The organism is Bacillus sp. MBGLi79, assembly GCF_002953915.1.
Map to the genome: position 1 here is coordinate 368,674 of NZ_CP026521.1, position 23,089 is coordinate 391,762.

At 45.7% G+C, this 23,089-nt stretch carries 22 protein-coding genes; 15 read left to right on the top strand and 7 right to left on the bottom strand.

What is annotated here, in order from left to right:
• Positions 1–2: 2 nt before the first annotated feature.
• The gene (locus C1T29_RS02030) at positions 3–1,628 is read left to right on the top strand and encodes an L-lactate permease (protein WP_103749827.1); all 1,626 of its coding nucleotides are present in this window, start codon (positions 3–5) and stop codon (positions 1,626–1,628) included.
• A gap of 43 nt (positions 1,629–1,671) precedes the next feature.
• Here the strand turns inward: C1T29_RS02030 and bmr3 are convergent, their stop codons facing one another.
• On the bottom strand, positions 1,672–3,210 hold the full coding sequence (bmr3, locus tag C1T29_RS02035) for a multidrug efflux MFS transporter Bmr3 (RefSeq protein ID WP_040084243.1): 1,539 nt from the start codon (positions 3,208–3,210) through the stop codon (positions 1,672–1,674).
• 112 nt (positions 3,211–3,322) lie between these two features.
• Between bmr3 and C1T29_RS02040 the strand changes: the two genes are divergently transcribed.
• The 3 genes from C1T29_RS02040 to C1T29_RS02050 all read left to right on the top strand — a co-directional run bounded on the left by C1T29_RS02040 (position 3,323) and on the right by C1T29_RS02050 (position 5,321).
• Complete coding sequence (locus C1T29_RS02040) at positions 3,323–3,787, top strand: MarR family transcriptional regulator (RefSeq protein ID WP_014662695.1); 465 nt, start codon at positions 3,323–3,325, stop codon at positions 3,785–3,787.
• A 73-nt stretch (positions 3,788–3,860) separates the two neighbouring features.
• Positions 3,861–4,490, top strand: a complete 630-nt coding sequence (locus C1T29_RS02045) for a LysE family translocator (protein WP_069839804.1) — start codon at positions 3,861–3,863, stop codon at positions 4,488–4,490.
• A 69-nt stretch (positions 4,491–4,559) separates the two neighbouring features.
• Positions 4,560–5,321 (top strand): YqcI/YcgG family protein, encoded by a 762-nt coding sequence (locus C1T29_RS02050; RefSeq protein ID WP_071581397.1) that lies wholly within the window; start codon positions 4,560–4,562, stop codon positions 5,319–5,321.
• A 1-nt stretch (position 5,322) separates the two neighbouring features.
• On the opposite strand, the gene C1T29_RS02055 is transcribed toward C1T29_RS02050, so the two are convergent.
• Positions 5,323–6,663 carry an amino acid permease gene (locus C1T29_RS02055; RefSeq protein WP_071581396.1) on the bottom strand — a complete coding sequence of 447 codons (1,341 nt, stop codon included), beginning with the start codon at positions 6,661–6,663 and terminating at the stop codon, positions 5,323–5,325.
• Between the two features lie 129 nt (positions 6,664–6,792).
• Here C1T29_RS02055 and C1T29_RS02060 point away from each other — a divergent pair, with 129 nt between their 5' ends.
• Both C1T29_RS02060 and nadE read left to right on the top strand, forming a co-directional pair.
• Entirely contained in the window at positions 6,793–7,389 is a 597-nt protein-coding gene (locus C1T29_RS02060) for a DUF1989 domain-containing protein (protein WP_003246345.1), read from the top strand.
• A 129-nt stretch (positions 7,390–7,518) separates the two neighbouring features.
• Positions 7,519–8,337 carry an NAD(+) synthase gene (gene nadE, locus C1T29_RS02065; RefSeq protein ID WP_095431217.1) on the top strand — a complete coding sequence of 273 codons (819 nt, stop codon included), beginning with the start codon at positions 7,519–7,521 and terminating at the stop codon, positions 8,335–8,337.
• A gap of 49 nt (positions 8,338–8,386) precedes the next feature.
• Here nadE and tmrB read toward each other — a convergent pair whose 3' ends face one another.
• Positions 8,387–8,980: a tunicamycin resistance ATP-binding TmrB gene (tmrB, locus tag C1T29_RS02070; protein WP_071581394.1), complete on the bottom strand. Its 594-nt coding sequence runs from the start codon at positions 8,978–8,980 to the stop codon at positions 8,387–8,389.
• A 255-nt stretch (positions 8,981–9,235) separates the two neighbouring features.
• Between tmrB and C1T29_RS02075 the strand changes: the two genes are divergently transcribed.
• Entirely contained in the window at positions 9,236–9,796 is a 561-nt protein-coding gene (locus C1T29_RS02075) for a shikimate kinase (protein WP_103031530.1), read from the top strand.
• Between the two features lie 27 nt (positions 9,797–9,823).
• Here the strand turns inward: C1T29_RS02075 and C1T29_RS02080 are convergent, their stop codons facing one another.
• Positions 9,824–10,585, bottom strand: a complete 762-nt coding sequence (locus C1T29_RS02080; protein WP_103749826.1) for a class I SAM-dependent methyltransferase — start codon at positions 10,583–10,585, stop codon at positions 9,824–9,826.
• A gap of 118 nt (positions 10,586–10,703) precedes the next feature.
• Here C1T29_RS02080 and C1T29_RS02085 point away from each other — a divergent pair, with 118 nt between their 5' ends.
• The 7 genes from C1T29_RS02085 to putR all read left to right on the top strand — a co-directional run bounded on the left by C1T29_RS02085 (position 10,704) and on the right by putR (position 19,169).
• The gene (locus C1T29_RS02085; RefSeq protein ID WP_103749825.1) at positions 10,704–11,678 is read left to right on the top strand and encodes a LysR family transcriptional regulator; all 975 of its coding nucleotides are present in this window, start codon (positions 10,704–10,706) and stop codon (positions 11,676–11,678) included.
• 71 nt (positions 11,679–11,749) lie between these two features.
• Positions 11,750–12,706, top strand: coding sequence for a cephalosporin C deacetylase (gene cah, locus C1T29_RS02090; protein ID WP_103749824.1), 957 nt, complete (start codon positions 11,750–11,752; stop codon positions 12,704–12,706).
• Positions 12,707–12,789: 83 nt separating this feature from the next.
• Positions 12,790–13,572, top strand: coding sequence for a nucleotidyltransferase domain-containing protein (locus C1T29_RS02095; protein WP_095431220.1), 783 nt, complete (start codon positions 12,790–12,792; stop codon positions 13,570–13,572).
• Positions 13,573–13,759: 187 nt separating this feature from the next.
• Complete coding sequence (gene putB / locus C1T29_RS02100; protein WP_080478302.1) at positions 13,760–14,671, top strand: proline dehydrogenase PutB; 912 nt, start codon at positions 13,760–13,762, stop codon at positions 14,669–14,671.
• A 16-nt stretch (positions 14,672–14,687) separates the two neighbouring features.
• A complete protein-coding gene (pruA, locus tag C1T29_RS02105; RefSeq protein ID WP_103749823.1) occupies positions 14,688–16,235 on the top strand; it encodes an L-glutamate gamma-semialdehyde dehydrogenase in 1,548 nt (515 codons plus the stop codon).
• Positions 16,236–16,359: 124 nt separating this feature from the next.
• Positions 16,360–17,781, top strand: coding sequence for a sodium/proline symporter PutP (gene putP / locus C1T29_RS02110; RefSeq protein ID WP_231516563.1), 1,422 nt, complete (start codon positions 16,360–16,362; stop codon positions 17,779–17,781).
• Between the two features lie 152 nt (positions 17,782–17,933).
• Entirely contained in the window at positions 17,934–19,169 is a 1,236-nt protein-coding gene (putR, locus tag C1T29_RS02115) for a proline utilization transcriptional regulator PutR (protein ID WP_103749821.1), read from the top strand.
• Positions 19,170–19,205: 36 nt separating this feature from the next.
• Here putR and C1T29_RS02120 read toward each other — a convergent pair whose 3' ends face one another.
• The 3 genes from C1T29_RS02120 to C1T29_RS02130 form a co-directional block, all read right to left on the bottom strand.
• Positions 19,206–20,063, bottom strand: coding sequence for a TIGR03943 family putative permease subunit (locus C1T29_RS02120; RefSeq protein WP_095431222.1), 858 nt, complete (start codon positions 20,061–20,063; stop codon positions 19,206–19,208).
• Positions 20,064–20,067: 4 nt separating this feature from the next.
• Positions 20,068–20,949 (bottom strand): permease, encoded by an 882-nt coding sequence (locus C1T29_RS02125; protein WP_103749868.1) that lies wholly within the window; start codon positions 20,947–20,949, stop codon positions 20,068–20,070.
• A gap of 99 nt (positions 20,950–21,048) precedes the next feature.
• The gene (locus tag C1T29_RS02130; RefSeq protein WP_103749820.1) at positions 21,049–21,903 is read right to left on the bottom strand and encodes an alpha/beta fold hydrolase; all 855 of its coding nucleotides are present in this window, start codon (positions 21,901–21,903) and stop codon (positions 21,049–21,051) included.
• A 161-nt stretch (positions 21,904–22,064) separates the two neighbouring features.
• On the opposite strand from C1T29_RS02130, the gene ffoR reads away from it, so the two are divergent.
• Entirely contained in the window at positions 22,065–23,075 is a 1,011-nt protein-coding gene (gene ffoR, locus C1T29_RS02135) for a ferredoxin--NADP(+) reductase (RefSeq protein WP_103749819.1), read from the top strand.
• Positions 23,076–23,089: the final 14 nt, after the last annotated feature.

The window sequence follows — 23,089 nt, forward strand, 5'->3', positions numbered from 1 at the left end:
CAATGTGGGAGCAGTTGTATGATCCGTTTGGAAACGAGTATGTGAGCGCACTTGTGGCGCTCACTCCAATTCTTTTTTTTCTCTTGGCTTTAACTGTTTTGAAAATGAAAGGCATACTTGCGGCGTTTCTTACTCTAGCCGTCAGTTTCTTCGTCTCCGTTTTGGCATTTCATATGCCGGTTGAAAAAGCGATTTCTTCTGTTTTGCTAGGAATCGGGAGCGGGCTGTGGCCCATTGGCTACATCGTCCTGATGGCGGTGTGGCTGTATAAAATCGCAGTGAAAACCGGGAAATTTACTATTATTCGGTCCAGCATTGCCGGCATTTCGCCTGACCAACGATTACAGCTATTATTAATTGGTTTTTGTTTTAACGCGTTTTTGGAAGGCGCGGCCGGTTTTGGTGTTCCGATTGCGATCAGCGCGGCGCTGCTCGTCGAACTTGGTTTTAAACCGTTAAAAGCGGCAGCGCTCTGCTTGATTGCGAACGCAGCTTCCGGAGCCTTTGGGGCGATCGGGATTCCTGTCATCACAGGGGCGCAGATTGGCGATTTGTCTGCTCTTGAGCTGTCACGGACATTGATGTGGACACTGCCGATGATCTCATTTTTCATACCGTTCCTGCTTGTATTCCTATTAGACCGAATGAAAGGAATCAAACAGACATGGCCTGCCCTTTTGGTTGTGAGCGGTGGGTATACAGCGGTTCAGACACTGACAATGGCGGTGCTCGGGCCGGAATTAGCCAACATTTTGGCGGCCTTGATCAGCATGGGCGGGCTTGCCCTCTTCCTCCGCAAATGGCAGCCGAAAGAGATTTACCGGGAGGAAGGAGCCGGCGATGCTGGTGAGCAAAAGACATACCGTGCCGCTGACATTGCGAAAGCGTGGTCACCTTTCTACATTTTAACTGCGGCAATCACCATCTGGAGCCTTCCCGCCTTCAAAGCGCTTTTCCAAGAAGGCGGACTGTTATATCAAACAACGCTCCTGTTCAAAATGCCTTTTCTGCACCAGCAAATTATGAAAATGCCGCCGATTGCGCCATCTGCCATGCCGTTAGATGCGGTCTTGAAAGTTGATTTGCTGTCAGCGACTGGTACAGCGATTTTAGCCGCAGTCATCGTGACAGGACTGTTCAGCAAAAACTTCTCCTCTCGAGATGCCTTTGCTTCCTTGAAGGAGACAGGAAAAGAGCTGTGGGTGCCGATTATCACGATCTGCTTCGTGATGGGGTTTGCCAATCTGGCCAACTTCGCAGGGCTCAGCTCTTCAATTGGATTAGCGCTGGCGAAAACAGGAGACCTGTTCCCGTTTGTCAGTCCCGTTCTCGGCTGGATCGGCGTGTTCATTACCGGATCTGTTGTCAGCAATAACGCTTTGTTCGGACATTTGCAGGTTGTCACCGGAGCGCAGATCGGTGCGGGTTCTGACTTGCTGTTGGCCGCAAATACTGCGGGCGGGGTCATGGCAAAACTTGTTTCTCCTCAATCTATCGCCATCGCTGCCGCAGCGGTCGGCCAAACAGGCAAGGAATCTAAACTGTTTAAACGGACAGTGGCGTACAGCCTGATTCTTTTATTGGGCATATGTATTTGGACGTTTATTCTTGCAAGATTAGGAGTGTAATAGAAAAAAGCAGTACATGCCCAGCATGTACTGCTTTTTTATGTTAATTTGCTTTCTTTGTTATTTCGGCTGTTGTCTTCACTCTGGCTTTTCCCATAAACAAAATGGTAATCGCCGCGAGGACAATTGGAATCAAAGCGAGCAAAAATACATACGTGATACTTGATGACATCGCGTCAATAATGCGATTCAGGATTGCGTCAGGAATTTGGGAACGTGTTCCCGCTTGGAAAATCTCCTGCGGGTCGCCGATATTTTGCGCCGCGCCTGATCCCGCTGAGCCTTTCATGCCGCTGAAGGCGTCGCTCAGCTTGTTTGTGAATACGTTTGTTTGCACCGTTCCGAAAATGGTGACGCCCAGGGTCATGCCGAATGATCGCAAAAACGAATTTGTAGAGTTTGCCGTTCCCCGAAAGCGGGGTTCGAGGTCATTCATCGATGCCGCCGGCAGCAGTGAGAAGTTAAAGCCTACGCCAAAGCCTGAAATCATCATAAAGACTGTCAGCCATACCCGTGCTGTGTCAGGCGTCATATTGGAAAGAAGCAGCATGCCGATAAAGAAAGCTATAACAGATATCAGCATCAAATTGCGGAAGCTTGCCTTCGTTTGGAAGATCCCGCCGATCATGCTGCCGATGACTGATCCAATCATCATTGGCGTCAAAATGAAGCCCGCGCTTGTCGCTGAGCTGCCGTAGACCGCCTGAACGAAAATCGGAATAAATACCGCTAAAATAATGAATGTTCCGCCATACAGGAAAGCAAGAATCTGTGCTGTGGCAAACAATCTGTTTTTAAACATCCAGAACGAAATGATCGGCTCTTCCGCTTTTCTCTCCACAATAAAAAAGGCGATGAAGAAAACAGCGAATACAATAAACAGCCCAATGATCTGAATGGAGTTCCAATCGTATGTTTTGCCGCCAAGCTCAAGGGCGAACATCAGGCATACAATGGATACGACTAAGGTAATTGCGCCGCCCCAGTCAATTTTCTGCTTTCTGGGCTCCAGAGATTCTTTGTAATAGCGAATAATGAAAAACAATGACAATGCGCCGATCGGCACATTAATGTAAAACACCCAGTGCCAGCTGATCGAATCTGTAATGATTGCGCCTAAAAGCGGCCCAAGAACACTGGATAATCCGAATACAGCGCCGAACATGCCGGACATTTTTCCGCGTTTTTCCGGCGGAAACAAATCAAAGATAATCGTAAAGGCAATCGGCAGGAGCGCGCCGCCCCCGATTCCTTGAATGGCCCGGTAGATGATCAGCTGATTCATCGTCTGGGCAATTCCGCATAAAGCCGAACCGATTAAGAAAAAAATGAGTCCAAACAGGAAAAAACGTTTTCGGCCGTACATATCGGAAAGCTTGCCGTAAATCGGCATGCCAGCCATAACCGCCACCATATAGGATGCCGTCACCCAGGCAAATTTATCGAAGCTTCCAAGATCGGCTACGATGTTGCCCATCGCGGTGGCAACAATCGTATTGTCCATCGCGGACATCAAGATGCCCAGCAGGAGACCGAGAACAACAAATTTTGTGGAAGCCTGTTTTGCTGTTGTTGTGTCCATTTGTTCTACCTCCTCTTACTTTTCTATGTAAGTTCTGATATCATGATAATAGTTTGATTATTGAATATCTCGATTATCAAGATAAACTCGATTTTATAGGGAGGACTGTCAGTTGTCAACAAGAAATTCCAGAAGTGAGTTGGAAAAGACTGCTGTTCAGCTTTTTCGAAAACTGGGCACAAGAACGGTTCTGTTTCATCAGGCAGCCGCTCAAGCTCTCGGTCTGTTTCCCACCGATTTGAAATCAGCTGACATTTTAAATGAAGCAGGACCGATGACGGCCGGAGAGCTGGGGAAAAAAACCGGACTTAGCACGGGTTCCGTCACGGCGCTTGTTGACCGGCTGGAAAAAGCGGGGTATGTGGCTCGTGAAAAGGACCCGAACGATCGCAGGAGAGTCGTAATCGTCCCTTTGACTGCTTCGAAAAAACATATAAAGGATTTGTTCCGTCCTCTGTCTGAGTCGACGATGGATTTGTGCTGCGAATATACGGAAGAGGAACTGGAACTCATTTTCAGTTTTGTAGGCAAAGCCGCTGATATCATGGAGAAAGAGCTTCAACGTTTGAAACAGTAAGTGAAATTGTGCATAGCTTGGCCCGTTCCCGAATAAATTGTACAAGTTACGTAAGAGAAGGGAGTACGGGCCGGTGAACATTTTTTTGAGCTATATTGTGCTGGGACTGTCCTTGTCTGCGCCTGTGGGGCCAGTGAATGCGGCGCAAATAGACAAAGGAATTAAAAACGGTTTTTGGCATGCATGGATATTTGGTTTAGGCGCCATGACAGCGGATGGGCTGTACATGCTTTTTATCTATTTCGGGCTGTCACAGTTTTTGACCGCTCCATTTGTGAAAACGTTTTTGTGGCTCTTCGGCTTTTTTGTGCTGACCTATACTGGAATTGAAACGCTGAAAAACGTCAGAGAGCCGATGGATGTGCGAAGCTCGCGGGGAAAACCGTCATTCCGGAAAACGTTCGCTTCAGGTTTTCTCATTTCACTCTCAAATCCATTGAGCATCCTTTTTTGGCTTGGAATTTACGGAAGCATTCTTGCGAAAACAGCAGAGGCCTACAATATGAATCAGCTGCTGATCTATAGCTCCGGCATCATGATCGGCATTTTAATCTGGGATTTCTGCATGGCGATTACAGCCAGTACATTCAGAAACCTGCTTCATGAAAAGCTATTGAGAGGATTGACCGGAATGGCCGGTGTATCACTCCTCGTGTTTGGCCTTTACTTTGGTTATCAGGGCATCAAACAGTTATTGGGCTGATTCATAAAGGACAGTCACCTGCCGCTTCCAGTTTTAATATAGTATCCAGATGATACTGGAGGTGGATCAATGGTGAGTGGGATTTACACCAAAAGTTTTCTGGAACGTATTCAAGAAGAGCTTCCTGAATGGCAAAGAATCGCTTTTGAGCTGCTGGCAGAAACTGTGGCGGACGATGCGGATACGTTTCCGTGCATTCCCGGACGCCAGGCGTTTCTGACTGATCAGCTTCGCATTGCTTTTGCCGGAGATCCGCGGGAAAACCGTACAGCGGAGGAACTGGCTCCGTTGCTTGCGGAGTACGGAAAGATATCGCGGGACACTGGAAAATACGCATCCCTCGTTGTGTTGTTTGATACACCGGAAGATTTGGCGGAGCATTATTCGGTTGAAGCGTATGAAGAGCTGTTTTGGCGCTTTTTAAATAGACTGAGTGAACAAGACGAAAAAGAATGGCCGGAAGACATTCCGGCCGATCCCGAGCATTATAAATGGGAGTTTTGTTTTGACGGCGAACCGTACTTTATTCTTTGCGCTACACCGGGGCACGAGGCGAGAAAAAGTCGAAGCTTTCCTTTTTTTATGATCACCTTTCAGCCCAGATGGGTGTTTGAAGAGTTAAATGGATCTACTGCATTTGGCCGTAACATGAGCAGGCTGATCCGATCTCGTTTAGAGGCCTATGATGAAGCTCCGATTCACCCGAAATTAGGCTGGTATGGAGAAAAGGATAATCGTGAATGGAAGCAGTATTTCCTCCGTGATGACGAAAAACAGGTATCGAAGTGCCCATTTTCTTATTTAAAGAACATGTTCAACAAACTGAAATAAATCACGGACTTGCAGGGCGGTCTTTATGACCCTGCTTTTTTTGATAGATCATGGTCACGATGGCGATGATCACAAGAAAACCGATGCTCACAAAAAAACCGGGCCGGCTTGATTTTTCAAACAATGTACCGGACACAGCCGCAGCAATCAGAATCATCGCTAAATAAATTTGCGTTTTTCCCATGCCCTCAGGATCAGTCAGCTTTTTGCTCGAGAACAGGATAAACAGCCAAGTGTATAAAAGCATAAGCCCAGCAGCTGTTGTCATATGCTCATAAATGTTTTTAGGCAGCACTAATGACAGAATAATGGAGAGGATAAGCCCCGCAAACGTCAGCCCAAGTGCCGGCCAGCATATTTTTTTGCCTTCCTTTAGAGTAAAGCATTTCGGCGCGTCGCCGTCATCAGCCATCGTACAAAGCAATGTCGTAACGGCAAAAAGCGAAGCGACAAGGGTTGAGAACCCGGCAATAATGAAAATCCCGTTAAATATATCGAGGATGATCTCAAGGTTATACCCTTTTAATGACGTAATGAACGGACTGTCCTGTTCAGTAAACGTGTGTAACGGAACCAAAAGCAGAGCAAGCCCGATTGAAATGATATAAACAATCGCCAGTGTCGCCAGCATCAGTTTCCCTGATTTAGACGCTTCCTCAGGTTTTTTTAAGTGAACCGCCATCAGCCCCATGACTTCAATTCCGCCAAAGGCGTAAAACGCGTAGATTAAACCTGTCCACAGCCCCATGGCGCCGTATGGGAAAAACTCACTCGTCTTATTTGGGACATGTATGCCATGATTTCCGCCTGACAGGATACCGCATAACGCCAGGATGGCAATGACAATAAACATAAAAATAGCGGCTGTTTTAATCACTGCCAGCACGTTTTCTGTCTTTTCAAAGACAGACAGGCCGGTGAAAATAATAAGAAGCCCCAGTACCGCGTAGATTGAGGCAAACACCCATAGCGGCACTTGAGGAAACCAATGCTTCGTAAATAGCGAAATGGCTGTCAGCTGGCTGCCGGTAATCAGCATTTCTGATGACCAGTACACCCAGCCGTTGCTGAAGCCTGCCCATTTGCCGAATGCTTTTCGGGCATACGCACAAAACGAGCCCTTTTCCGGCTGCTTCGCCGACAGCTTGGCGAGCTGTTCAAAGACAAAATACGTACCGATCCCTGCGATCAGAAATGAAAGGAGAACGGAAAAACCGCTTTTTACAATTGCGATGCTGGAACCGAGAAAAAAGCCAGTTCCAATCGTGCAGCCGACTCCGATCAGTGACAGCTGCCACCAAGCCAGATTCCCTTTTGGCTGGTCTTTTTTTGTTTGGCTCATTATTTATTCAACCCCTTTTATCTAAGGTTAGATTGCGACCCGCCCGAAGCTTATATACATCAGATTTTTGCCTCTTTTTACATGGAGATGGAGGCGGACGCTCATACTAATGAAAAAAGGAGCAAACCAATGACACAGCAATATATTGTGGAGCCGAAAAAAGGGCTTGGGCTGAAGCTGAAAAAGGGGCAGATTTTAAAGGTGGTTGATGTAGAAGGCCAGCAGGTGGCTGATTTTGTCGCATACCATGCCAAGGATTTTTATGAACACCTTGATCAGGGAGCGACAATTGACGCCAATCATTCCATTCATGTGAAGGTCAACGACCATCTCTACTCCAACCTGTACAAGCCGATGCTGACACTGATTGAAGATACGGTCGGCAAGCATGACCTGCTTCTGCCCGCCTGCCGTCCTGATATGAACAGGCTCTTATACGGCAAGCAAAAGGATGAGTTTCAGGATACGTGCTATGACAATATGAACCGTGCGCTTGAACAGTTTGGCGTACCGAAGCCTCACATGCATTACCCATTTGCGATTTTTATGAATACTGTCCTTGATGAGAAAGGGAATCTGTCTGTGGAAACGCCGCTTTCAAATGCCGGAGATTACGTAAGGCTTAGGGCGGAGATGGATTTAATTGTCGCGTTTTCTTCCTGTCCGATTGAAAAAGGGAAATGCAATGGCGACAGTGTGACATCCATACGGGTTGAAGTCAGCTGATCTCTCTTGTTCACTGTGAATGAAGACCTGTGCTATATTTAAGAGGGATACATAACAGTCATGATTCATTTTCATTGATTTGGGGAAATGAACAGTAACAAGGGAAAATGTACAGGAGGAATGATTGGGATGAGCATGCAGGAAAAGATTATGCGTGAGTTACATGTGAAGCCCTCAATTGATCCAAAGCAAGAAATTGAGGACCGAGTCAATTTTTTAAAACAATATGTAAAGAAAACCGGTGCTAAAGGCTTTGTATTGGGAATCAGCGGCGGACAGGATTCAACGCTTGCGGGAAGACTTGCCCAGCTTGCGGTGGAGCGCATTCGCGAGGAGGGCGGGGACGCTCAATTTATCGCGGTCCGTCTTCCGCATGGCACACAGCAGGATGAAGACGATGCCCAGCTTGCTTTGAAGTTTATTAAGCCAGATAAATCATGGAAGTTTGATATTAAATCGACAGTCAGCGCGTTTTCTGATCAGTATCAGCAGGAAACAGGCGACCAGCTGACTGACTTTAATAAAGGAAACGTAAAAGCAAGAACAAGAATGATCGCGCAATACGCGATCGGCGGCCAGGAAGGCCTTCTTGTGTTAGGAACAGATCATGCGGCTGAAGCAGTGACTGGTTTCTTTACGAAGTACGGTGACGGCGGAGCAGACCTCCTGCCGCTGACAGGCTTGACGAAGCGCCAGGGAAGAAGCCTGCTGAAAGAGCTGGGTGCACCGGAACGCTTATACTTAAAAGAACCAACTGCTGATCTGCTCGATGAAAAACCGCAGCAGTCGGATGAAACAGAGCTTGGCATTTCCTACGAGGAGATTGACGATTATCTCGAAGGAAAACAAGTATCAGCGAAAGTATCAGAAGCGCTGGAAAAACGCTACAGCATGACTGAACATAAACGTCAGGTTCCAGCGTCAATGTTTGATGACTGGTGGAAATAAGTAGAAGAAAGCCCGCTCTCGGAGCGGGCTTTTGTCATGTCCCGGCGCTTTATTTGATGCGGATATGATTCAGTTTAACCCTTAATCTGTCGGTGAACCTTCGGAGACTGCCTCTCGTATCAGGATCTAATGGGAGCTCGGCTCTCTCGGCAATGGTTTCTGCCACATCCTGAATCGACAGGTTGTCTGTTTGAATGCGGCCCTCAAAAATGGGTGATGATAATCCTTCAACGCAGCGGTCAATTTGTTTGGCGGCCCATGAGTTTTTTCCTTCTGCTCTGGTGCGCAGCCGTTTTAACAAGGTTTCCTTTGAAGCCATTAGTGTAAAGTGGTGAACGATCCTGCCTTCCTGTCTGAGCCTGCCGATGATCTCATTGAAGTATTCAGGATGCACAATCGTCATAGGCACAATAATGATGCCGCGGTATGTATCTGTCAGAGAAGCTAGCAAACGGTAATTGAACGTCCGCCATAAGGGATAGCTTTGAAAATCGTCCTCGGCAATCTCCTGCGGCACCATGGAGCGCAGCGCAAAGCCCATTTTCTCAGGATCATACACATAAGAGGATTTCAGCCTTCTGTGCAGCTCGAAGGCTGTTTGTGTTTTTCCGGAACCGAATGCCCCGTTTATCCAAATGATCATCGCCATTTCTCCCTTCTTACTTATCATACAAAAAAAGACCCTTCGATCGAAGAATCAGCTGGAAAAACACATAAGGTTTTAATGCTTTTTTGCGTCGAAGTATTAAAATATCTGCGGAAATGTTGTACAATGAATGTCATTCAGGCAAAAACGTTTGAACGGAAAAGGACGGGCAAGCTGGCATCTATATAAATATTCGCTAAATAAGCATATAATGAAAATAAAATTTCATTCCTTAGGAGGATTTCGCCGAAGATGAACGCTAAACGAGCCATCCCAGTAAGAGAAAGAAATATCGTCCTGATCGGATTCATGGGTGTTGGAAAAACAACAATCGGCCAATTGGTCGCTAAAAAATTATATAGAGATTTTATCGATATTGACCAAGAGATCGAAAAGGATTTCAACATGTCAATCCCTGAGATGTTTGAGGAAAAGGGGGAAGACTTTTTCCGAAAAACGGAGAAGGAATATATTTTAGACATCTGCCATCATAAACGATTCAAAATCGTATCTCTGGGCGGGGGGGCTTTTAAACAAGAGGAAATCAGAAATTGCTGTCTGGAAAACTGTCTCGTGCTTCATTTGGACCTGTCATGGGAGAACTGGAAGCAGCGCGCGAATTTATTGATTGAAAGCCGCCCGGTGCTGCATAACCGTTCAATGGATGAAATGGAACAGCTGTTTAACGAGAGAAAAGTCATTTATGACAAGCACAATTCAAAAGTGGCAACAGACAACCTTTCCCCGGAAGAAGTTGCCGATTATATTGTAGAGACATTAAAAATTGGCTGGGACCTTTATCAGCCGATGTAAAAAGCCGTGCGCAGCGCACGGCTTTTTTTATCGTTTTATCCCTTGTATCAAAATCGCTTTTAAACAAAAGGAGTCGGGCCGTCCGTTTTGGTTCAATGTAATACAGAATGTGTCTTGTGCTTCGTCTGATGCGTGATTCAAGTGGGTAATGATTTGTTTTTCCCGATCAGCGGAGGTTCCGCCTCGTTTGATCCAGCTATCATATTGAATCGGCAAATTCCACTTTTGGATGTCTTGATAGGCCAGTTGGTTGGTGCTGAACATCGCCTGCCATTCTGATAATGAGCTTTCTCGAACATGGGAAGGGTCTCGAAGCCGGTTCAAATGATTGACAAACTCATCAAGAACGGGATCTTCAGGCGCGTAGTGATCCACTAAAAGAAAACGTCCGTCCTGTTTCAATACGCGTGCAACCTCGCTGACGGCTTTGCGGACATTTGAAAAATGGTGGGCTGCGTATCGGCAGGTGATGATATCAAATGAGTCGTCAGGGAAGGGAAGTGACTCTGCCGTTCCTTGTTGAAAGCGTACATTTTCAGCTCCTTTTTCTTGCGCGAAGGAGGACGCAACCTCTACCATCTCTTTCGTCGCATCAATACCGATGCACTCCTGTACATAAGGAGAAAATGCCAGCGCCGTATGGCCGGCACCCGCTCCGATATCCAGCACCCGATGCTCTGCCCGGCATTCCGCCGTTTTGATCATCAGCCCCAAATCTTCCCCCTCGGCAAATACCTTCTCATCCCGATACATCTCGGCATTTGTAGAAAACGGTGTTTCATTTGTCATTTGAACCAGCTCCTTCTTTTGTTTAAATGATGATATGGATTATGTTAGCAATTTCTGTTATGATTCGTCCAAGATATAAAAATGATAAAAACGATAGGTACAACCTATGGAGGCTGAAATGGATATTAAAGTGATGGAATACGCAGCGGAAATCGCCCGGCACCAAAGCTTTACAAAAGCGGCGGAGCATCTTCATATCGCTCAGCCGTCTCTCAGCCAGCAAATCAAAAAGCTTGAGGCAGAGCTGGGCCTTACTCTTTTTCACAGATCCCACGGCTCTGTTACACTGACACCCCACGGCAGGCGTTTCATTGAAAAAGCCGAGGACATCATTCGTTCCAGAGATGACTTGCTCCGGGAGATGCAGGAGCGCTCGCAAGGACTGGGGCACAAACTTTCGATTGGGATTCCTGCTGTAACAGGGAGATATCTCTTTCCGCCGCTGCTGAAGCAGTTTTTGGCGCGCTATCCCCATGTGGAGGTTCAGCTTGTTGAAAAAGATCCGGTTTCATTAGAGGAAATGACGGCAAAGGGAGAGGTTGACCTTTCTGTTTTATCCTTGCCGATCGAAGATGAACGGCTCTCCATTACACCCTTGCTCACGGAACCGATTGTTCTCGCAGTGCCGAAGGAAAAGCAAAGATGGATGCCGCCGGAAATGATCGCGCTGATTGAGAAAGCGCTGGAAGGTAAAGAGGGCCGCCAGCCGTGCGTGCCGCTTGACATGGTCAGGCAGGTGCCATTTATTCTGTTAAAAGAAGGCTTCGGTTTTCGCAGAACAGTTCTCGATCTCTGTGCGGAAAGCGGCTTTAAGCCGAATGCTGCCTTCAAGACGAGCCATATTGAAACCGCTCAATCCCTTGTGGCTAACGGATTAGGCGTGACAATGGCGCCGAATATGGTCAGAAGGGATAAAGATCCGGGTGTGATCTATTTATCGATTCAATCCGCGCCATCACGAACCCTCGTCTTTGTCTTTCTAAAGAACCGCTATGTCAGTCTGACAGCCCGGACCTTTATGGAACTGAGCCGGGAAGGCCTTAAACAAACGTTTGGTGAAAGCTGTCTGGGAAACAAAGATGAAAATATTTAGAAAACAAATCCGAAACATGATAGTATAGGAATACAAACTAAATCTTATAAAACAAAGGGGAATAATCGGAAATGCAACTATTCGATCTGCCGCTCGACCAATTGCGAACATATAAGCCTGAAAAAACAGCATCGAAAGATTTTTCTGAGTTTTGGAAATTGTCTTTGGATGAACTTGCAAAAGTCCAAGCAGAACCTGATTTACAACTGGTTGACTATCCTGCTGACGGAGTAAAAGTGTACCGCCTCACATATAAAAGTTTCGGAAACGCCCGCATTTCTGGATGGTACGCGGTGCCTGACAAGGAAGGCCTGCATCCGGCGATCGTGAAATATCATGGCTACAATGCAAGTTATGACGGTGAAATTCATGAAATGGTAAACTGGGCACTTCATGGCTACGCCGCATTCGGCATGCTTGTCCGCGGCCAGCAGAGCAGTGAGGATACGAGTATTTCACCGCACGGTCACGCTTTGGGCTGGATGACCAAAGGCATTCTTGATAAAGATACATACTATTACCGCGGTGTTTATTTGGACGCCGTCCGCGCGCTTGAAGTGATCAGCAGCTTTGACGAGGTTGACGAAACAAGGATCGGTGTGACAGGCGGAAGCCAAGGCGGAGGATTAACCATTGCCGCCGCAGCTCTGTCAGACATTCCAAAAGCCGCCGTTGCCGATTATCCTTATTTAAGCAATTTCGAACGGGCCATTGATGTGGCGCTTGAACAGCCGTACCTTGAAATCAATTCCTTCTTTAGAAGAAATGGCAGCCCGGAAACAGAAGTGCAGGCGATGAAGACACTTTCATATTTCGATATTATGAATCTCGCTGATCGAGTGAAAGTGCCTGTCCTGATGTCGATCGGTCTGATTGACAAGGTTACGCCGCCCTCCACCGTATTTGCCGCCTACAATCATTTGGAAACAGAGAAAGAGCTGAAGGTGTACCGTTACTTCGGACATGAGTATATCCCTGCTTTTCAAACGGAAAAACTCGCTTTCTTTAAGCAGCATCTTAAAGGCTGATAAATGTGAAAAGCCGCCAAATATTTTCCGGCGGTTTTTTTCTGCAAACTGCCGGAATGAGAACAGACTGGAGACGAATAGATATGAAACAAAGAATCATTGATGAATTAAAACGAATCGAGCAGTCATACGGGGTCAAAATCGTGTATGCCGTCGAGTCAGGAAGCCGCGCATGGGGATTCCCTTCGCAGGATAGTGATTACGATGTCCGCTTTATTTATGTGCCGAAAAAGGAGTGGTATTTTTCAATTGAGCAGGAGCGTGATGTCATTGAGGAACCGATTCACGATTTGCTGGATATCAGCGGCTGGGAGCTGAGAAAGACGCTTCGGCTTTTCAAAAAGTCAAACCCGCCGCTCCTCGAATGGCTGTCCTCAGACATTGTATATTACGAAGCATTTACGACCGCAGAGCAGTTAAGAAAACTGCGCACGGAGGCATTTAAGCCTGAAGCAAGCGTGTATCACTATATCAATATGGCGAGAAGGAACGTCAAAGATTACCTTCAAGGACAAGAGGTCAAAATCAAAAAGTATTTCTACGTGCTTCGGCCTATCTTGGCCTGCCAATGGATTGAAAAGCACGGAACCATTCCGCCAATGGACTTTACTGTTTTGATGAATGAACTTGTTGCTGAACCCGAGCTGAAGGCTGAAATGGAGACCTTGCTTGAACGGAAAAAAAGAGGTGAAGAACTTGACCTCGAAGCAAGAATCGATGTTATTCACCAATTCATTGAAACGGAAATCGAAAGAATCATGGAAGCGGCAAAAGAACTGAAGGCAGAGAAAAAAGATATGACACTTGAATTGAACCGTTTGCTTTTGAATACGGTTGAAGAAGTGTGGAAGGATGGAGGAAGCTGATGTTTTTTGTCGCTTCCTTTTCTCCTTTATTCGACAGAATTCCCCGACTTTCTAACTATCTGATTGTGGAAAAACCACAAAAATAATCAGAATCTTTGTATTTTGAGAATATTGTGAACGCCGGTTTTGTCCATTTACAATAAACTCATACAAATACTTCTTAGATTGCGGGGTGTTGAGGTTGGAAGTGATCACAAGAGATTTTTTCTTATTTTTATCCAAAAGCGGCTTTCTCAATAAAATGGCAAAGAACTGGGGAAGCAGAGTAGCAGCGGGTAAAATTATCGGCGGGAATGACTTTAACAGTTCAATCCCGACCATTCGACAGCTTAACAGCCAAGGTTTGTCAGTTACTGTCGATCATTTAGGAGAGTTTGTGAACAGCGCCGAGGTCGCACGGGAGCGTACGGAAGAGTGCATTCAAACCATTGCGACCATTGCGGATCAGGAGCTGAACTCACACGTTTCTTTAAAAATGACGTCTTTAGGTCTGGATATAGATATGGATTTGGTGTATGAAAATATGACGAAAATCCTTCAGACAGCTGAGAAGCATAAAATTATGGTCACCATCGACATGGAAGATGAAGTCAGATGCCAGAAAACGCTTGATATTTTCAAAGATTTCAGAAGGAAATACGAGTATGTAAGCACAGTGCTGCAAGCCTATCTGTACCGGACGGAAAAAGACATTGACGATTTAGATTCTTTAAACCCGTTCCTTCGCCTTGTAAAAGGAGCTTATAAAGAATCTGAAAAAGTAGCTTACCCGGAGAAAAGCGACGTCGATGAAAATTACAAAAAAATCATCCGAAAGCAGCTCTTAAACGGTCACTATACAGCGATTGCCACACATGACGACAAAATGATCGACTTTACAAAGCAGCTTGCCAAGGAACATGGCATTGCCAATGACAAGTTTGAATTTCAGATGCTGTACGGCATGCGGTCGCAAACCCAGCTCAGCCTCGTAAAAGAAGGTTATAACATGAGAGTCTACCTGCCATACGGCGAGGATTGGTACGGCTACTTTATGAGACGCCTTGCAGAACGTCCGTCAAACATTGCCTTCGCTTTCAAAGGAATGACAAAGAAGTAAAAAAGGAGAGATTATCATGACAACACCTTATAAACACGAGCCATTCACAAATTTCCAAGACCAAAACAACGTGGAAGCGTTTAAAAAAGCGCTTGCAACAGTAAGCGAATATTTAGGAAAAGACTATCCGCTTGTCGTTAACGGCGAGAGGGTAGAAACAGAAGCGAAAATCGTTTCAATCAACCCGGCTGATAAAGAAGAAGTAGTCGGCCGAGTGTCAAAAGCTTCTCAAGAGCACGCTGAGCAAGCGATTCAAGCGGCTGCGACAGCATTCGAAGAGTGGAGATACACATCTCCTGAAGAGAGAGCGGCTGTCCTGTTCCGCGCTGCTGCCAAAGTCCGCAGAAGAAAACATGAATTTTCTGCTTTGCTTGTAAAAGAAGCAGGAAAGCCTTGGAATGAGGCGGATGCAGATACGGCTGAAGCGATTGACTTCATGGAGTATTATGCACGCCAAATGATCGAACTGGCAAAAGGCAAACCGGTCAACAGCCGTGAAGGCGAGAAAAACCAATATGTATACACGCCGACTGGAGTGACAGTTGTTATTCCGCCGTGGAACTTCTTGTTTGCGATCATGGCAGGAACAACAGTGGCGCCGATCGTTACTGGAAACACAGTGGTTCTAAAACCTGCGAGTGCTACACCTGTTATTGCAGCAAAATTTGTTGAGGTGCTTGAAGAGTCCGGATTGCCAAAAGGCGTAGTCAACTTTGTTCCTGGAAGCGGAGCAGAAGTAGGCGACTATCTTGTTGACCATCCGAAAACAAGCCTTATCACATTTACGGGATCAAGAGAAGTTGGCACGAGAATTTTCGAACGCGCGGCGAAAGTTCAGCCGGGCCAGCAGCATTTAAAACGTGTCATCGCTGAAATGGGCGGTAAAGATACGGTTGTTGTCGACGAGGATGCGGACATTGAATTAGCGGCTCAATCGATCTTCACATCTGCATTCGGCTTTGCCGGACAAAAATGTTCTGCAGGTTCACGTGCAGTTGTCCATGAAAAAGTGTATGATCAAGTATTAGAGCGTGTCATTGAAATTACGGAATCAAAAGTAACTGCTAAACCTGACAGTGCAGATGTTTATATGGGACCTGTCATTGACCAAGGTTCTTATGATAAAATTATGAGCTATATTGAGATCGGAAAACAGGAAGGGCGTTTAGTAAGCGGCGGCACTGGTGATGATTCGAAAGGATACTTCATCAAACCGACGATCTTCGCTGACCTTGATCCGAAAGCAAGACTTATGCAGGAAGAAATTTTCGGGCCTGTCGTTGCATTTTGTAAAGTGTCAGACTTTGATGAAGCTTTAGAAGTGGCAAACAATACTGAATATGGTTTGACAGGCGCGGTGATTACAAACAACCGCAAGCACATTGAGCGTGCGAAACAGGAATTCCATGTTGGAAACCTATACTTCAACCGCAACTGTACAGGTGCTATCGTCGGCTACCATCCGTTTGGCGGCTTCAAAATGTCCGGAACGGATTCAAAAGCAGGCGGTCCGGATTACTTGGCACTGCATATGCAAGCAAAAACAATCAGTGAAATGTTCTAAAGCGGGACTAAATGGGCATCCTCCCTGCGGGGATGTCCATTTCATCCATATACCATAAAAAAGAGGAGGAAGTGCCATAGAAAACATACAGCTGATTATTTCGATTTGTATTTATATGGCGGGGATGATGCTGATCGGCTACTTTGCTTACAAGCGCACGTCGAATCTGACGGATTACATGCTTGGAGGACGCTCTTTGGGTCCGGCCGTAACCGCTCTCAGTGCCGGTGCTGCCGATATGAGCGGCTGGCTGCTGATGGGTCTCCCGGGCGCCATGTTTTCAACAGGTCTGAGCGGTATTTGGATTGTGTTCGGACTTTGCCTTGGGGCATGGGCGAACTGGCTCTATGTTGCGCCTCGGCTGAGAACCTATACTGAACAAGCGGGGAATTCCATCACAATTCCCGGGTTCCTTGAAAATCGCTTCGGAGACCATTCGAAGCTGCTGAGACTATTTTCAGGGATTGTGATTTTAGTTTTCTTCACATTTTACGTTTCGTCTGGAATGGTATCCGGCGGCGTTTTATTCAACAGTATTTTGGGGATGGAATATCATACAGGCTTGTGGGTTGTGACTGGTGTTGTTGTGGCGTATACCCTGTTTGGCGGCTTTTTGGCAGTCAGCTGGACAGATTTTGTTCAGGGGATCATTATGTTTGCCGCACTCATCCTTGTTCCGATCGTTACGTTTTTCCATACGGGAGGAGCAAGTGAAACAGTTACTGAAATCCGCTCTGTTGATCCAGATATGTTTAATATTTTCAAAGGAACAAGTGTCCTTGGCATTATTTCTTTGTTTGCCTGGGGTTTGGGCTACTTTGGCCAGCCGCATATCATTGTGCGTTTTATGGCGATAACGTCCGTAAAAGAGATCAAAAGAGCACGCAGAATTGGAATGGGCTGGATGATTTTGTCGGCAGTCGGCGCTGTGCTGACCGGTTTGGGCGGAATCGCTTATTACCATCAGAATGGCATGACACTGAAGGATCCTGAGACGATTTTTATTCAATTAGGTAATATTTTGTTCCATCCGATTATCACAGGTTTTCTGATTTCAGCTATTTTGGCCGCGATTATGAGCACAATTTCTTCCCAGCTGCTTGTGACATCAAGCTCTCTGGTAGAAGATTTGTATAAGTCGATGTTCAGACGCTCAGCTTCTGATAAAGAGCTGGTGTTTTTGGGCCGTATGGCTGTGCTTGTGATTTCTGTCATCGCATTATTCCTGGCTTGGGAGAAAAATAATACAATCCTTGGATTGGTAAGCTATGCATGGGCGGGCTTCGGTGCATCATTCGGGCCGGTTGTGCTGCTCAGTCTGTTTTGGAAACGAATGACCAAATGGGGGGCACTCGCCGGCATGATTGTGGGAGCAGCAACTGTAATCATTTGGGCGAATGCCGGTCTTTCGGACTTTCTGTATGAAATCATACCTGGTTTTGCTGCGAGTCTATTATCTGTCTTTATCGTCAGTGTTTTGACGCAGGCTCCGTCACAAGCTGTCGAAGACCAGTTTAAAGACTACCAAGATACAATGTCACAATAAAGATCGAAAGGAGGAGGAAGGGGCTATCCCTTTTTCCTCTTTTCTCCTTTTAAGCGGCCATTTTTTTCTTTTGGAAACAAACGTATTTTTTTCTATACAAAAAGCCCCCGTATGGATATGATTAAAGTAAAAAAAGTATAGGAGAAAAAGGTATGGAAGAGCTTTTAGAGAGAGTTTTTTCATTTTCAGATGTTGATAAGCTGATTGATTTTATCAGTTATGAACTGCAAAAACCAGTCATCCTGGAAAGCGCGGATTTCTTTTTGTTAGCCTATAATTCTTACTATATTAACCATTTTGACTCTGCCAACCAGCAGACTATTTTCTCAAAAAAATGTCCGGTTCAGATTTTTGAGAGGTTTTTGAAGGACGGAATCATTGAAAGACTGAAAACAGAACCTGAGCCTTTTCGCGTCAATAAAATTGAAAGCATTGGGTTAAACCAGAGGGTGGTCGTGAGTGCAAAGCACAAAGGGGAAGTCATGGGCTACATCTGGGTTCAGGAGCTGGACCAAAATCTGACGGAAGAAGAGCTCGACTTTTTGTATGAGACCTCTTTTCATGTCGGGAAAATCATTTATAAAACGAACAAATTGAAACAGGAAAAGGAAGAAAAAGCAGAGGATCTCATCAAACGGGCGATCTATCAGCAATTCACCTCTGAGAAGGACCTCAGAAGGGAAGCTGAAAAGATCAACACCGTGCTGCCTTCCATGTTTTCAGTTGTTATCCTGCACGCCGCAAATGGGGATGGGGAAGCGGTTGAGGATTTAAAGGAAAATATCAGGTCGTACCTGAATTTACGGGATAAAGTCAGTCATGTCTTAACGATCGAATCAAATATTGTCATCGTCGTAGCGAGTTTTTCCCAAAAAAGCTCCGTCTCCTCAGCAGCTTCTGAATTTATTAACAAGCTGTTAACACATTTTCACTTTCAAAAAATACCTACCCCTATTTATATCGGTATCGGAAACGAATATAATCACCTTCTCAAGCTTGGCAAGAGCTACACAGAAGCACTCGAAGTCATCAAAGCCGCAGAAATCACCGGCAATCAGGAAAACATTCCATATGAATATGCCAAACTCGGCATTTATCGCTATTTAGAAAGCATTGAACAAAAAAACGAATTTCTAGAATACGAGAATAAGGATTTGGCTTTATTAAAAGCGAAAGACGAAGAAAGCAGCACTGAGCTGCTCAAAACCTTGGAAATCTATCTCCTCAACAACTGCAAAACAAAACCAGCGGCAGAACAGCTCTTTATTCACCAAAATACATTGAATTACCGCATCAAACAGATTACTGAGATGACGTCGATCGATTTAAGCGATTTCAGAACGCGGTGCCAGCTCTATCTCGATTTGATGCTGATGAAAAAGAAATAAAAAAGAAACCAGTACTTGTACTGGTTTCGTCTTCATTTAAAATCCTCTGTAAACGTACGGATCATCAGGCTTTTTAATGGTGTTCCAATCGGTTACTTTCACAACAGGGAGAGTTGATTTGAATGGCTGGTAATATTCTGAGGCCAAAGTGCCTTTAATCTGAATCCATTCATCATCCTTGATGTTCATGTCCTTCGGAAACTCCACAAGCATCCCGTACACGCCGGAATCAGCGATACAGTGAATGACGCCAAACCTCAACACGAACAGCTGATTTTTGTTAATGGCGTTTCCTTTGTACGCAAATCCATGAAATTCAATCGTCCGTCCGAGAAATTCACCCGGATAGTTATAGATGGTTTCCATTCCTTTTAGGAAATCATCATCGGTCAGAGAAATCTCTTTTTTGCTGGAATACTTATTAAACAGCTGTTTCATCTGTTTGTCATAGCTGTCTTGCGCGTAATAAAGGCTGGCATCAGGCCGCAAATACTGTGTTTGGGAGTAATGATCTCCGCTCTCCATTGCCTTAAACGAGAACCCTTTTGTTTTGACAATCGATGAGTCAAGCGTTGCAATCGGGAAGAAAATGCCTGACACCAAAGGAAAAAGAAAAACGATATAAATCAAATACCGCTGATAAAATGGTTTGTTTTGCTCATGGTCATGCTCGTGATCATGGCCGCACCCGCAATCATGGTCATGGTGATGCCCGCCTTTTTCAGGCGACTTGATAAATAGATATGCTTGGACGGCGGTCAGAATGGCAAGCAGGAAGATCGCAATAAATGAAAGATAGGCATATTTCATATTGATATATTTTGTTAGATTTCCTGAGGCATGCAGATGATAAAAGAAAAACGTAAATCCCATCAGCACCAATAGACGAAACACCCAATCACCCCTTTACCAGTAGTGATCCTGCTAAAACAATCACGACAATGTATGTAATCAGCAGGAAAACAAATCGTTTTTTGAAGGCCGCAAGCATCATCAATAGATTCTTAATATCCACCATTGCCCCAAAGACGAGAAAGGCGATTAACGATCCTAATGAAAATGTGCTGCTGAAGGAAGACGCGATGAATGCATCAACTTCTGAACAAAGCGACAAGACAAATGCCAGACCCATCATCACGAGGGAAGAGGATACATCATTCTGCCCGATCGCAAGCAAAGTGGATGTTTTGACATACGTCTGCATGGCTGCTGCGATAAAGGCGCCGATGATTAAATATTTCCCCACGGAGAAAAATTCATCAATGGCATGACGCAAGGTCCCGCCCAGCTTTTGGAGCAAGGTACCGTGATGATGATGGTGCCCGGGTTCGTCAGGCTTTAAAAGCTGGTTATCCTTAAATTGATAGGATAAGATGACCCCGATGATCAGCGAAACGGCGAGAGCCAGTCCGCCTCTGTAAAAGACCACGCTCCATCTATTCCCGAACGCAATATAAGTAGAAAATAAAACGATAGGATTAATGATAGGCGCGGTCAGCATGAAAGCAACGCCCGCATGCAGAGGAACTCCCTTTAATAGAAGCCGCCTCGTAATCGGGATGATGCCGCATTCGCAGGCGGGAAATAAAACGCCGGCCAGCGCACCGAATAAAACGGCGAGAAAACGGTTTTTCGGCACGATTCTTGCAATCATTTCTTCAGAAACAAACATTTGAATGATTCCGGAAAGTATGACGCCAATCAGAATAAACGGAATGGCTTCTATTAAAATGCTGATAAAAATAGAATTCAGCTGAAGAAAAGATGATTGTGCTGTCACAATAAAACCTCCGCTCATGTTAAGCTGCCTTTCTTATGATACCAGAAAAAAAGGCACTGCTTGTTTGACGGAGGAGAGGAAAGGATCGTTTCACTTTGGTTAGGATTCCAAAAAGCCGAGTAGGATACTGTCTGTTTCTGCAGCTTCTTTTCCGAGCCAAATCAGGTGCCCCCATGAGTGAAGCAAACAGAGGGCGGCGTCACGAATGTGCTCTTTTGCATGATGTGCATGTGACAAGTCGACAAATCCATCATAAACACTTTGCATAATCAGCACGGGACAAATGATGGCTTGCAGTTCTTTCGAAGAGACAGCGGTTGTTTGTGACAAGTCAAGAAGAAATCCTTCACCCGAGCGCTGCCGGCTGTTCATTTTTCGAAAAGCTTCTATGTCGCTTTCATCCATCAAGGACTTGATTCGCTGAAACGGAAGCGTGCTGAATTGTGGGCTCATAGCACGAAACATCAAACGCGGAAAGGCGTTATTCAAAGAAGAAATCAGCTTCCATATCCACTTTTCCAGCGGCGGACGGAAGAGGATTCTTCCGACTTTGTATTCCGCGTCTTTGGGGGTAAGCCATTCCTTTGTGACCGCGGATTGCAGGATCAAAGTGTTTACTCTTTCCGGATAATGTGAGGCAAAGTATATGCCGCTCGGCCCTCCTGCTGAGATGGCGATCACATGGACACTGTCGATTTGTAAATGATCTAATAATTTCACATAGAAACGGCAGGCGTTGGCAAGACTTTTTCCAATTTCTTTTGACGTTCGTCCGTAGCCGGGCCTTGAAGGCGTAATGATGGAATACCCCTGCTCAATCAGTGCTGTGTACCCGAATTCCTCGTAACAATTTGAATGCCCGCCATGCATGACAAGGATTGGGGTGCCCTTGCCTGTCACAGAATATTCTAGTGTACGGCCTTCGATAGTGATTGTTTCGACTCGTCTTTTCATTTGTTTCACCCAATTGTTTTTTGCCTATTATAGAGTTTTCAACAATTGACCACAAGGAGAAGAAATGAATAAACAAAGGCCCTTGAAATATGATATACTTTGTATTGATATTCATTCTCAATTAAAGTTGTTGATATAGATGTGAACGGGAGGCAGGACGGATGGCTGAGAATCAAGAGGTATATGACGTTACGGTTATAGGCGGGGGGCCGATTGGGCTGTTTACTGCTTTTTACTGCGGGATGCGGGAGCTGAAAACAAAGGTAATCGAATTTTTGCCGAAGCTCGGAGGGAAAGTGTCTTTATTCTTTCCTGAGAAAATCATTCGCGATATCGGCGGCATACCGGGGATTGCGGGAAAGCAGCTGATCGAGCAGCTGAAGGAGCAGGCGGCAACGTTTGATCCTGATATCGTATTGAATCAGCGTGTGACCGGGTTTGAACGCCTGAATGACGGCACCATTGTATTGACAGGTTCTGAAGGGGAAAAGCACTATACAAGAACTGCGATTTTGGCTTGCGGCATGGGCACGCTTGAGGTCAATGAGTTTGACAGCGAGGATGCAACTCGGTACGCGGGCAAAAATCTTCATTATGGAGTGGAGAAGCTTGATGCGTTTAAAGGGAAGCGCGTGGTGATTTCAGGCGGCGGGGATACTGCCGTCGATTGGGCCAATGAGCTGGAACCGATTGCGGCGTCTGTGACTGTCGTTCATCGCCGCGAGGAATTCGGAGGAATGGAAAGCAGTGTGACGAAAATGAAGCAATCATCGGTGCGAGTGCTGACGCCTTATCGTCTGGAGCAGCTGAGCGGCAATGAGGAGCGCATCCAAAAAGTGACGATTTGCCATACGGAGACTGGCCAGAGGGAAGAGATAGAGGTTGATGAACTGATCATTAATCATGGCTTCAAAATTGATCTCGGGCCGATGAAGGAGTGGGGGCTGGAGATTGAAGAAGGCAGGGTGAAAGCAGACAGACATATGCGGACGAATCTTCCGGGCGTTTTTGTGGCAGGGGACGCGGCTTTTTATGAAAGCAAGCTGAGATTGATTGCCGGCGGCTTTACCGAAGGCCCGACAGCGGTCAACAGCGCTAAGGCTTATTTGGACCCTAAGGCTGAGAATATGGCGATGTATTCAACCCATCATAAAAAATTGGTGCATAAATAAAACAGCCCTTGAAA

Coding starts and splice junctions, on each gene's coding strand:
- C1T29_RS02030 (WP_103749827.1), top strand. CDS start 3: ATGTGGGAGCAGTTGTATGATCCGTTTGGAAACGAGTATGTGAGCGCA.
- bmr3 (WP_040084243.1), bottom strand. CDS start 3,210: ATGGACACAACAACAGCAAAACAGGCTTCCACAAAATTTGTTGTTCTC.
- C1T29_RS02050 (WP_071581397.1), top strand. CDS start 4,560: ATGGTGAGTGGGATTTACACCAAAAGTTTTCTGGAACGTATTCAAGAA.
- C1T29_RS02055 (WP_071581396.1), bottom strand. CDS start 6,663: ATGAGCCAAACAAAAAAAGACCAGCCAAAAGGGAATCTGGCTTGGTGG.
- C1T29_RS02060 (WP_003246345.1), top strand. CDS start 6,793: ATGACACAGCAATATATTGTGGAGCCGAAAAAAGGGCTTGGGCTGAAG.
- nadE (WP_095431217.1), top strand. CDS start 7,519: ATGAGCATGCAGGAAAAGATTATGCGTGAGTTACATGTGAAGCCCTCA.
- tmrB (WP_071581394.1), bottom strand. CDS start 8,980: ATGATCATTTGGATAAACGGGGCATTCGGTTCCGGAAAAACACAAACA.
- C1T29_RS02075 (WP_103031530.1), top strand. CDS start 9,236: ATGAACGCTAAACGAGCCATCCCAGTAAGAGAAAGAAATATCGTCCTG.
- C1T29_RS02080 (WP_103749826.1), bottom strand. CDS start 10,585: ATGACAAATGAAACACCGTTTTCTACAAATGCCGAGATGTATCGGGAT.
- C1T29_RS02085 (WP_103749825.1), top strand. CDS start 10,704: ATGGATATTAAAGTGATGGAATACGCAGCGGAAATCGCCCGGCACCAA.
- cah (WP_103749824.1), top strand. CDS start 11,750: ATGCAACTATTCGATCTGCCGCTCGACCAATTGCGAACATATAAGCCT.
- C1T29_RS02095 (WP_095431220.1), top strand. CDS start 12,790: ATGAAACAAAGAATCATTGATGAATTAAAACGAATCGAGCAGTCATAC.
- pruA (WP_103749823.1), top strand. CDS start 14,688: ATGACAACACCTTATAAACACGAGCCATTCACAAATTTCCAAGACCAA.
- putP (WP_231516563.1), top strand. CDS start 16,360: ATGATGCTGATCGGCTACTTTGCTTACAAGCGCACGTCGAATCTGACG.
- putR (WP_103749821.1), top strand. CDS start 17,934: ATGGAAGAGCTTTTAGAGAGAGTTTTTTCATTTTCAGATGTTGATAAG.
- C1T29_RS02130 (WP_103749820.1), bottom strand. CDS start 21,903: ATGAAAAGACGAGTCGAAACAATCACTATCGAAGGCCGTACACTAGAA.
- ffoR (WP_103749819.1), top strand. CDS start 22,065: ATGGCTGAGAATCAAGAGGTATATGACGTTACGGTTATAGGCGGGGGG.